Origin of the sequence: Micromonospora sp. NPDC023633, from assembly GCF_040640035.1 — a bacterium.
In the GTDB taxonomy this organism is placed as follows: Bacteria; Actinomycetota; Actinomycetes; order Mycobacteriales; family Micromonosporaceae; genus Micromonospora.
The window spans coordinates 1-10467 of the sequence record NZ_JBFABB010000177.1 but is presented as its reverse complement, the minus strand read 5'-3'; the positions used below and the strand labels follow the sequence as shown (position 1 = coordinate 10467).

At 68.7% G+C, this 10467-nt stretch carries 9 protein-coding genes; 7 read left to right on the top strand and 2 right to left on the bottom strand.

Annotation, left to right across the window (positions count from 1 at the left end; all coding sequences use genetic code 11):
* Positions 1-102: 102 nt before the first annotated feature.
* A complete protein-coding gene (pepE, locus tag AB0G13_RS31860) occupies positions 103-843 on the bottom strand; it encodes a dipeptidase PepE (protein WP_357882480.1) in 741 nt (246 codons plus the stop codon).
* 43 nt (positions 844-886) lie between these two features.
* Positions 887-1669: an IclR family transcriptional regulator gene (locus AB0G13_RS31855; protein ID WP_357882478.1), complete on the bottom strand. Its 783-nt coding sequence runs from the start codon at positions 1667-1669 to the stop codon at positions 887-889.
* Positions 1670-1877: 208 nt separating this feature from the next.
* On the opposite strand from AB0G13_RS31855, the gene AB0G13_RS31850 reads away from it, so the two are divergent.
* From AB0G13_RS31850 to AB0G13_RS31820, 7 genes are all read left to right on the top strand, one after another.
* Complete coding sequence (locus AB0G13_RS31850; protein ID WP_357882475.1) at positions 1878-2885, top strand: ABC transporter permease; 1008 nt, start codon at positions 1878-1880, stop codon at positions 2883-2885.
* Complete coding sequence (locus AB0G13_RS31845) at positions 2878-3786, top strand: ABC transporter permease (protein WP_357882472.1); 909 nt, start codon at positions 2878-2880, stop codon at positions 3784-3786. The genes AB0G13_RS31850 and AB0G13_RS31845 overlap by 8 nt, the downstream gene beginning before the upstream one ends.
* Before the next feature lie 74 nt (positions 3787-3860).
* Complete coding sequence (locus AB0G13_RS31840; protein ID WP_357882469.1) at positions 3861-5438, top strand: ABC transporter substrate-binding protein; 1578 nt, start codon at positions 3861-3863, stop codon at positions 5436-5438.
* Between the two features lie 117 nt (positions 5439-5555).
* Positions 5556-6881, top strand: a complete 1326-nt coding sequence (locus tag AB0G13_RS31835) for a M20 family metallopeptidase (protein ID WP_357882466.1) — start codon at positions 5556-5558, stop codon at positions 6879-6881.
* Complete coding sequence (locus AB0G13_RS31830) at positions 6878-7834, top strand: DUF1177 domain-containing protein (RefSeq protein ID WP_357882463.1); 957 nt, start codon at positions 6878-6880, stop codon at positions 7832-7834. Before AB0G13_RS31835 ends, AB0G13_RS31830 begins: the two co-directional genes overlap by 4 nt.
* Positions 7835-7882: 48 nt before the next feature.
* Entirely contained in the window at positions 7883-9667 is a 1785-nt protein-coding gene (locus tag AB0G13_RS31825) for an ABC transporter ATP-binding protein (RefSeq protein WP_357882460.1), read from the top strand.
* Complete coding sequence (locus AB0G13_RS31820; protein ID WP_357882483.1) at positions 9667-10455, top strand: AroM family protein; 789 nt, start codon at positions 9667-9669, stop codon at positions 10453-10455. The genes AB0G13_RS31825 and AB0G13_RS31820 overlap by 1 nt, the downstream gene beginning before the upstream one ends.
* The last annotated feature ends 12 nt before the right edge of the window (positions 10456-10467 follow it).

Genomic DNA, 10467 nt, shown 5'->3' with positions numbered 1-10467 from the left:
CCCGAACGAGATCCCGCTCATCCACCGCGGCAGCCAAACACCGCCACGACGCTCATACAAGCGACACGCCACAACGACTTAACAAAGCACTACTAATCGACCTCAACGGCCGACGTCGAACGAACCCACCTTCTCGACGAGCCAGGTCACGTCGGCGCTGCTCGTGACCTCGACCGGCTCGGATGCTCGGCAGAAGACTCGCGCGCCCGTGGCCATGCCATCGAGTCGCATCGAACCGTCTCTCACCCGCAGCCAGGTGCCCTCGCGCATGGCGAGCACCGGGACGTCATTCTCCTCGAGGAACTGTGTGAGCCGCTCCTCCCGGGTTTCACCCTGGTGCGTCGATGCCGGGTCCGGGTCGAGGTAGTGGGGGTTGATCTGGAAGGGCACGAGGCCGAAGGTCTCGAAAGACGGTGGTTGGACGATGGGCATGTCGTTGGTGGTACGCAGGCTCGGCGTCGCGACGTTGGTGCCGGCACTCGACCCGATGTAGGGCATTCCCTCGGACACCCGGGCGCGCACGACGCTGATCAGGCCGAGCTCGTGGATCGCCTTGACGAGACGGAAGGTGTTGCCGCCGCCGACGAAGATTGCCTCGGCGCCGGCGACGATGTCGCGTGGCGTGCCCTCGTGCGCTCCTCGGACGGTGATGCCGAGTGGCTCCATGACCCGACGGACGGTGTCGGTGTAGCCGTCGTGGTCCGCCAGCGCGAAGGGGACGAACACGATGGAGCGTAGGCCGTTGAGTGCCTCAAGGATCGCCTCGCGCGCGTGTTCCAGGTAGGCCCGCCCCGGGGCCGTGGAGTTGGACAGGAGCAGGAGGTTCTGGTGGCCCTGGGTCATGGTGTCTCCTCGATGTGGCCGGTCCGGTTCGTCGGCGCGGCGTTCAGTGGGCTCGGACCGTCTTGGTCTGCCGGGCTACGACGGCCGAGTTCGCTCGGTTGTCGAGCAGGGCGGACAGTTGCTCCGCGGCGCCCTGTAGCGCGGGCAGGTGGTCCCGGATGTCGTCTGGACGCGCCGGATGCTTGCTCTCGCCGAGGCTGAGCGAGCCGACGGGCCGCCCTCTGAGCATGATGGGAACAGCGATCGCCCTTGTGGCGTAGTCGTATTCGCCTTCTGAGTAGGCGTAGCCCCGCGCAACGGTCTCGACGAAGAGTCGTTCGAGTTCGTGCTCGTCGACCTTCGTCAGCCCGGTGAACGTTGCGAAGACACGACCGGAGATGAGGGCGCGTCGTTCGTTGCTGTCGAGGAAGGCGAAGTAGCCGCGGGAGGTGGCTCCCGCGTTGGCCGGGTACAGCTCGCCGACGAGCGGATGACTGCGCAGCGGTTCACCGCCGTTGATGGCCGCGACGCAGCGGACGTGGAGCCCGTCCGGGACGGCGAAGATGGCGGTGCGATCGGTCTGGAAGGCGAGCGGTTCGAGCACCCGCTGGGCCAGGGCGGCCAGCCCTCCCGTGCGCTCCCAGACGGCGGCCATCCGCCACATCGTTGGCCCGAGGCTGTAGCGCCGGGTCACCGGATCGGCGTTGAGGAAGCCGCGCGCGGCGAGAGCGGCGAGGATCCGTTGCGCGGTCGACTTGTCGATGGCGAAGGCTTCGGCAAGCTCCATGACGCCCCAGTCGCGACGCCGCTCGGTGAACGACAGAAGGACCTCCAGGGCGCGGTCCACGGTCTGGAGCGGCGAGCGGGGGCGAGCGCCGTTGTCTGACATGGGGCCTCCGGGATGGGTGGGACGTGTGAGAACCTACCGCACCCCCAGCTGGTTTGGGACGTCCTCTCATATACAGAGAAGGTATTGCGCAGGGGTGCCGGACGGACGAATCCTGGGTGGCGCCGAGACCAGGTCAGACCTAACGAAGCGCAGATTGGAGGTGGCCGTGAACCACGTAGTGCGACGGATCCTCGCGATGATCCCGGCACTCCTCGGTGTCGTGCTCTGCATCTTCCTTCTCACGCGCGTCCTGCCCGGTGACCCGGCCCGGACGCTCGCGGGGGAGCAGGCCGACCCGGCGACCGTAGAGAAGATCCGTGTCGAGATGGGCCTCGACCAGCCGCTGGTCGCGCAGTTCGTCTCCTACGTGCGCGGCCTCTTCGCGGGAGACTTCGGGTTCGCGTGGCACACCGGGCAGCCCGTCATCACGGATTTCGCCTCCCGACTGCCGGCGACGGTCGAACTCGCCCTCGTGGCGATCCTGATCTCGCTACTCGTGGGGGTTCCGATCGGTGTCATCAGCGCGACGCGTCGCGACCGGCCGATCGACCACGCCAGCCGCATCTTCTCGCTGGTCGGGGCGTCGATGCCGCTCTTCTGGCTCGCTCTCATCGTGATCTTCGTCTTCTACAACAAGCTCGGGTGGGAGCCGGCCCCGCTGGGCCGCATCGCCCAGGACGTGAACCCACCGACGTCAATCACGGGGCTCTACGTCCTCGACTCGCTCCTGACCGGTGACGTCGTCGCGCTCAAGTCGTCGCTGGCCCACATCATCTGGCCGGCCCTGTGCCTCGCCACCGGAAGCACGGCGATCATCGCCCGGATGACCCGTTCCGAGATGCTCGAGGTGATCAACCAGGACTACGTGCGTACCGCCCGCTCCAAGGGCCTACCGCCGGCCAAGGTCATCCTCAAGCACGCGCTGAAGAACGGTGCCCCCGTCATCGTGACCGTCGTGGGCCTCCAGTTCGGCCAGCTCCTCGGTGGCGCGGTCATCACCGAGACGGTCTTCAGCTGGCCAGGCATCGGCCACTACGTCGTCCAGTCCGTGCTCGCCACCGACTATGCGCCGGTCCAGGCCTTCACCCTGCTCGCCGCGGTCATCTACCTGACGGTCAACCTCTGTGTCGATCTGATCAACGCCCGCCTGGACCCGAGGATCGAGAATGCCTGACACCACCGTGTCCGCCACCGCACGGGGCCACCGGGTCGCGTCGGCCGACCGGGCGGGGTCGAGGCCCACGACCGCCTGGCGCCTCCTGGTCCGCAACCGCCTGGCGATGGTCGGTCTCGTCTTCATCGCGATCTGGACCATCGGCGCTCTCGTGGCCGACCTGCTGCCGTACTCGCCCACCGAGACGGGAGCTGGCGGGCTCCTCGAGCCGCCCTCCAGCGCACACCTCTTCGGCACGGACAACTTCGGCCGCGACATCCTCGCCCGGGTGCTCGCCGGCGGGCGGATCTCGCTCTGGACCGGGCTCATCGCCGTCGGGATCTCGCTGCTCATCGGTGTTCCGATCGGCGCCATCTCCGGCTTCGTCGGCGGCGCGGTGAGCGCGGTGCTCATGCGGGTGATGGATGTGCTCCTCGCCTTCCCGTCGCTCGTGCTGGCGATGGCGATCGCCGCCGCCCTCGGCCCGGGTCTGGCGAGCGCGATGGTCGCCGTGGGTGTCGTCGGCATCCCCGAGTTCGCCCGCATCGTCTACGGCCAGACCCGCTCGCTGCGTGAGCGTGACTTCGTCGAGGCGGGACGCGCCATCGGCCTCCGTGATCGGACGATCCTCATCCGCCACATCATCCCGAACACCGTTGCCCCGATCCTCGTCCGATCGACTCTCGGCATGGGCTACGCGATCCTCACCGCCGCCTCGCTCAGCTTCATCGGCCTCGGCGCGCAGCCGCCGACCGCGGAGTGGGGCGTCATGATCTCGGACGGCCGTGGCTACATCATCAGCGGCGAGTGGTGGATGACCGTGTTCCCCGGCATCGCCATCGCCACCTCGATTCTCGGCTTCAACCTGATCGGCGACGGCCTTCGCGACGTCCTCGACCCGCGCCTGCGGACGAGCCGATGACCCGGTGCGGACCTGCCACGGACGCCACCCCATCCGCCCACCTGATCCCCCACTTTGACCTGAAGGAGAACAGCGTGAAGCGCAGCGCCACCCTGGCCGCCGCGGTCGCCGCCATTTTCGTCGCAGCCGGCTGCGGAGCCAACGCCAACCAGGGCAGCTCCTCGCAGGCCGATGGGGCCGGCAAGGACACCCTCGTCGTCGCCTACTCCGAGGGCGGCAAGACCCTCAACCCCGCCGAGGCCAACGACGTCACCTCCGACACGTTCGTCGTGGCGGCCTACGACCAGCTGGTCACGTACGACCGCACGACGATCGACGGCAAGCCGACCGCCAAGACGGACACGATCGTGCCGATGCTCGCGGAGTCATGGAAGGTGAGCGCCGACGCGAAGAGCTACACCTTCACCATGCGGCAGGGCGTGACGTTCGAGGACGGCTCGCCCCTCGACTCCGACGACGTCGTCAAGTCGTTCGACTTCATCAAGAAGTCGAGTTCGGCGAGCTTCCTCTACGGCATGGCCGGCATCGACACCGTGACCGCGGTCGACCCGCAGACGGTGAAGATCGACCTCACCGCGCCGAACCACCTCTTCCTCCAGATCCTGCCGATGTACTCGTTCTCGATCATCAACATCGACAAGGTCAACGCCGAGGGCGGCAGCAAGTGGCTCGACACGCACACCGCGGGTTCCGGCCCCTACCGGCTGACGAAGTGGGACCCGGCGACGGAGGCCGTGCTCGAGCGTAAGGACACGTACTGGGGCGAGAAGCCCGCCCTGAACAAGATCAACACGAAGTTCATCGGCGAGGCGAGCAACCGCGTCCAACTGCTCAGCAAGGGCGAGGTCGACATCGCGCTCGAGGTGCCGGCGAAGGACGTCGGCGCCCTGTCGAAGCAGTCCGGCGTCACCATCGACTCCCGAGCCAGCAACAAGGTCCTCTTCTTCGGGATGAACAACGCCGTCAAGCCGTTCGACAACCCGAAGGTCCGTCAGGCCATCTCGTACGCGATCCCGTACGACAAGCTCCTGAGCGACGTCATGAAGGGCCAGGCGTCGCCGATGCGCTCGTCCGTGGCCAGCTCAACCCCGGGCTTCAGCGACAACGGCTACGTCTACTCGCACGACCTCGACAAGGCCAAGGCGCTCCTCGCGGAGGCTGGCCACCCCAACGGCTTCACCTTCGACTTCACCCTCGGCAGCGGCTTCGAGGACTGGTCGGACTCCGCCGTCCTCATCCAGGCCGAGCTGGCGAAGATCGGCGTGACGATGAACATCAACAAGATGGCGCGTCCGCAGTTCCTCGAGGCGCTCGCGACCAAGAAGGTGCAGAGCTACATCACCCGCTGGACCTCCTTCGTCAACGACCCGGGCTACCACCTCGGCCTCCTGCTGACCAGCGACGGCACGAGCAACTACGCCAACTTCGACAACCCTGAGGTCGACAACCTCTGGAAGCAGGCCTCGACCGAGACGGACCAGAAGGTCCGCAACGACCTGTACGGCAAGGCGCAGGAGATCATCAACACCCAGGCGCCGTGGGCGTACCTCTACGAGTACAACATCGTCGTCGCGCAGCGCGCGGGCGTGCAGGGGTACACGTCGTACCCCGACGGGATCATCCGGTTCTTCCAGCTCAGCAACAAGGGCTGACGCCGAGGAGAGGCGTGCCGCCGGGCTCGTCGTCAGCCCGACGCGCCTGGCGGCAGCCTCCTCCACACCATCGCGAATCCACCTCCCCACAGGCGAACACGACACCTGGAGCCTGACGTGACCACGACATCCCCCGACTGGGAGAAGCGGGTCCTCGACGAAATCGAGCGCACCCGGGACGAACTGCTGACGCTCGCCGGAGACCTCATCCGGATCCCGAGCGAGAACCCCCCGGGGGACTGCACGGACGTCGGCGTCTTCATCGCCGACCATCTGCGCGCCGCGGGCCTCGACCCCGAGGTCCACGACGCGGGCGATGGTCGCCTCAGCATCGTCGTCCACCGTGCCGCGAGCAACGCCGCGGTGGACGACGATTCCACGACGGCGCGCCACCTCGTGCTCGCCGGCCACACCGACGTCGTCCCCGTCGGTGACCTCAGCCGCTGGACGTTTCCCCCCTTCGCGGGTGACATCGTCGACGGCTACCTCCGCGGTCGCGGAGCGAGCGACATGAAGGCCGGTCTCGCCGGTGTCATCCACACGCTCGTCGTCCTCCACCGCCTCGGTGTCCCGCTCGCCGGGAGGCTGTCGCTCGCGGCGGTCCCCGACGAGGAGCAGGGCGGCTCACGCGGGGCGGACTGGCTCCTCGACCAGGGAGTCCTCGACGGCGCGACCGGCGCCATCATCGCCGAGCCGGCCGAACGCACACACCCGACGATCGGCCAGAAGGGCAGCAACTGGTTCCGGATGACGATCGACGGCAAGCCGGGACACGGCAGCCTCCAGCCGCTGCACGGCGTCAGCGCGAACCTCCTCGCGGCCCGGGCCGTCACTGCCCTACAGCAGCTCTGGGACATGAAGCCGTCGGCACCCGAGGACGTGCTCGACCTCATCGAGAGGTCGAAGACGTTCGCCGAGGAGCGCGAGGGCTACGGTCCTGGCATCGGTGCCGTCTTCGAGCACGTCACCGTCAACATCGGCACGATCCACGGCGGCACGTCCTCCAACGTCGTCGCGGACCGGTGCGTCGTCGACGTCGACACCCGCGTGCCGATCGGGTTGTCGCGCGCCGAGGTCCTCGCCCGGGTCGACGAACTGCTCGCCGAGGCGGGCGTCGAGGCGACGATCGAGCCGACCGGCTTCCGCAGCGAGCCGAACTGGACGCTGCCGAGCGACCCCATCGTCACCGAACTCGTCTCGGCCCTACGGGAACTGACCGGTGACCCCACCGCGGAGGGGGTGCTCCAGTGGGCCTCCTCCGACGCCCGCACCTTCCGCAGCCACGGCATCCCCGTGCTCCAGTACGGGCCGGCAGAGCTGGCCACCATCCACGGCTTCGACGAGAGGGCACCCGTCGCCGACGTCGTCCTCGCCGCGAAGACCTACGCCCTGACCACCCTCCGGTACCTCGGCGTCGCCGAGACCGCTGTCGAAAGCGAATGATCGTGCTGTCCCACGTCCTCACGGCCCTCGACCTCCTCGACCGTCCCGACGCCTCGGGCAAACTCGTTGCCGAGCACCTGCGCACCCTCTGCGACGACGCCTGCTCGATCACCGTCGAGACGGTGGCGGGCGAGCGTGGTTCCACCGACTTCATCCGCGTCACCGTCCCCGGCAGCCGCGGCAAGACCGTCGGCGGGGACGCCCCGACACTCGGCGTCGTCGGACGCCTCGGCGGTCTCGGCGCCCGGCCGGAGCTCATCGGCTACGTGTCCGACGGTGACGGGGCGACCGCCGCCGTCGCCACGGCCGCCAAGCTCCTCGCGATGCACGCCCGCGGCGACGTCCTGCCCGGCGACGTCGTCATCTCGACGCACATCTGCCCCGACGCGCCGACCCGGCCACACGACCCCGTGCCCTTCATGGACTCGCCCGTCGACATCACCGCGATGAACGAGCACGAGGTCACGTCGGAGATGGACGCCGTCCTGTCCATCGACACCACGAAGGGCAACCGCCTCATCAACCACCGGGGCATCGCCATCTCACCGACGGTCCGCGCCGGCTACATCCTCCCCGCGAGCGCCGACCTGGTCGGCGTCCTGGAGACCGTGTCGGGTGAGCCCGCCGTCGTCTTCCCGCTGTCGACGCAGGACATCACGCCGTACGGCAACGGCCTCCATCACCTCAACTCGATCCTCCAGCCGGCCGTCGCGACGGCCGCGCCCGTCGTCGGTGTTGCCATCACGACGGTGACGCCCGTCGCCGGCTGCGCGACCGGCGCGAGTCACGAGGTCGACATCGCACTGGCCGCGCGCTTCGCCGTCGAGGTCGCCAAGGGCTTCACCGCGGGCGCGGTGTCCTTCCACGACGAGGCCCAGGCGGCGCTCCTCGAGAACCTCTACGGCCCGGCCACCCACCTGCAGACGAGTGGAAAGGTCTTCGGGGACGCCTGAGTGGGCGCCCAACCGAGCCCAGCGGCATACGGAACAAGGAGCACGGACATGGCTGAGACCCTGCTGTCGATCGAGAACCTCTCGATCCGCATCGACACCTCCCGCGGCCCGATCCATCCGGTCCGGGGCCTCGACCTGACCATCGCGCGCGGCGAGATGGTCGGGCTGGTCGGTGAGTCGGGCTCGGGCAAGAGCGTCACCGCCATGTCGATCACGGGACTGCTGCCCGCGCGGCAGGCACACATCACCGGCGGGCACATCCGCTTCGACGGGCGAGACCTCGCCGCGCTGTCGGACCGGCAGATGCGCAGGATCCGCGGCAAGGACATTGCGACGATCTTCCAAGAGCCGATGACCGCGCTCAACCCGGTCTTCACGATCCGCGACCAGCTCACCGAGCCGTTGCGCCAGCACATGCGCCTCGGCCGACGACAGGCGGCGGACCGAGCGGGCCAACTGCTCGACATGGTGGGGATCCGCAACACCGCACGCGTCCTCGCCGGGTACCCGCACGAGCTGTCCGGCGGGATGCGCCAGCGCGTCATGATCGCCATGGCCATGGCGTGCGAGCCGAAGTTGCTCATCGCCGACGAGCCGACGACGGCGCTCGACGTCACGACCCAGCTGCAGATCCTCGACCTCATCATGGACCTGCAGGAGCAGCACGGAACGGCGGTTCTGCTCATCACGCACGACCTCGGTGTCGTCGCCCAGACCTGCCAGCGGGTCGCCGTCATGTACGGCGGTGAGCTGCAGGAGACGGCGCCGACGGAGCAGCTCTTCGCCGCGCCGCGGGCCGACTACACGAAGCGGCTGCTCAGCTTCATCCCCTCCGCCAACAAGCACGTCATCGAGGCGGTCGAGGCGCTAGCCGAGGAGGGTACGGCACGCCACGGCTCGGGGCCGGTTCGCGTCGAGGCCGGCACGGACGCTTCCACGGGGACCCCCGACGACGACGCGCCGGTGCTACTCGAGGTCACCGACCTGACGAAGGTCTTCACCGGGCGCCGCCGCCGTCTGGGCCGTCCGGCCGACACCGTCAAGGCCGTCGACGGCGTGTCCTTCCGGGTCCGCCGTGGCCGCACGCTCGCCATCGTGGGCGAGTCAGGTTCGGGCAAGTCGACGACCGGTCGGGCCCTGCTGCGCTTGCACGAGCCGACCTCGGGGGCGGTGACTTTCAACGGGGCCGACCTGCTCGCGGCGAGTGACGACGAGTTGCGCCGCCTCCGCTCCGAGATGCAGATTGTCTTCCAGGACACGTATGCCTCGCTCGACCCCCGGTGGACGATCCACCGGGCCCTGGCCGAGCCGCTGCGGCTGCACACGGACCTTGACGACGCGGCGATCCGCGCCCGCATCGTCGAGGTAATCGAGACGGTCGGTCTGCGGGAGGAGGACATCGACCGCTTCCCGCACGAGTTCTCGGGGGGTCAGCGCCAGCGGATCGGCATCGCGCGAGCCCTCATCCTCAACCCGAGCCTCGTCGTCTGCGACGAGCCCGTGTCGGCACTCGATGTGTCGGTACAGGCCCAGGTGCTCGACCTCATGAAGCAGTTGCAGCGGGACCTCGGCCTTACCTACGTCTTCATCTCGCACGATCTGTCCGTCGTCGAGATGATGGCCGACGAGATCGTCGTCATGAGCCAGGGCCGCGTCGTCGAGCAGGGCAGCGTCGAGCAGATCTTCGCAGCGCCTCAGCACCCCTACACCAAGGCGCTCCTCGCTGCGATCCCGATCGCCGACCCCACCGCGCGGGTCGACCGGGCCGTGCGGCGCCGCATCGTCGAGCGTGGCGTCGCGGCTGCCGACCTGCCCGAGAAGGAGGTGGCGTGATGCACGTAGCGGCTGAGGGCGCGGCTCGCCGCGTGAGGCCGACGCTCGGTCTCGTCACGATCGGGCAGGCACCCCGCGCCGACCTCATCCCCGACGTCGAGGCTGCCCTCTCCGGCGTCGACTGGGTCGAACACGGCGCGCTGGACCTCCTCGACGCGGAAGGCATCGCCCGGCTCGAACCACGCGGCGGGGAGCGTACTCTTGTTTCCCGGCTGCGGGACGGTTCGCGCGTCCGCCTCGGCGCGACGAGCATCGCCCCGGCGCTTGACGACGCCCTCCGACGTTGCGTAGCAGATAACTGCGGGGCCGTCCTCGTGCTGTGCACCGGCCGTGTCGAGCACTGTCCGGCGTCGGTGCCGGTGTTCCACGCGGAGGACCTCGCCCACGACGTCATGGTGCGGCTCGTCGGTGAGGGTCGCTTGGGTGTCCTGTGCCCCGTGCCAGAGCAGTTGACGGACATCCGGGAGCGGTGGGAAGGGCGCCTGGGCCGCTCGGTCATCGCGGCAGCCGTAGACCCCTACACGGCTGGACTCGACGAGGTAGCGGCCGCCGGACGAAGGGTCACCACGGGCGGAGCCGACCTGGTCTTTCTCGACTGCATCGGCTACACGCGGGAACAGCGGGAAGTTCTTGCCGCCGAGGGCATCCGAGCCGAGACGGCCCGCCACCTCGCGGTGACGGGCGCGGTGCGTCTCCTTTCTCTCCCCCGTTACCTTCTTGATCGTCCCCAGCCGGGGACCCTCGGTCGCCCGGCCCGGTATGACTTCCTGCCCCTGTCGTTTGGATGATCCGGGGGGTGT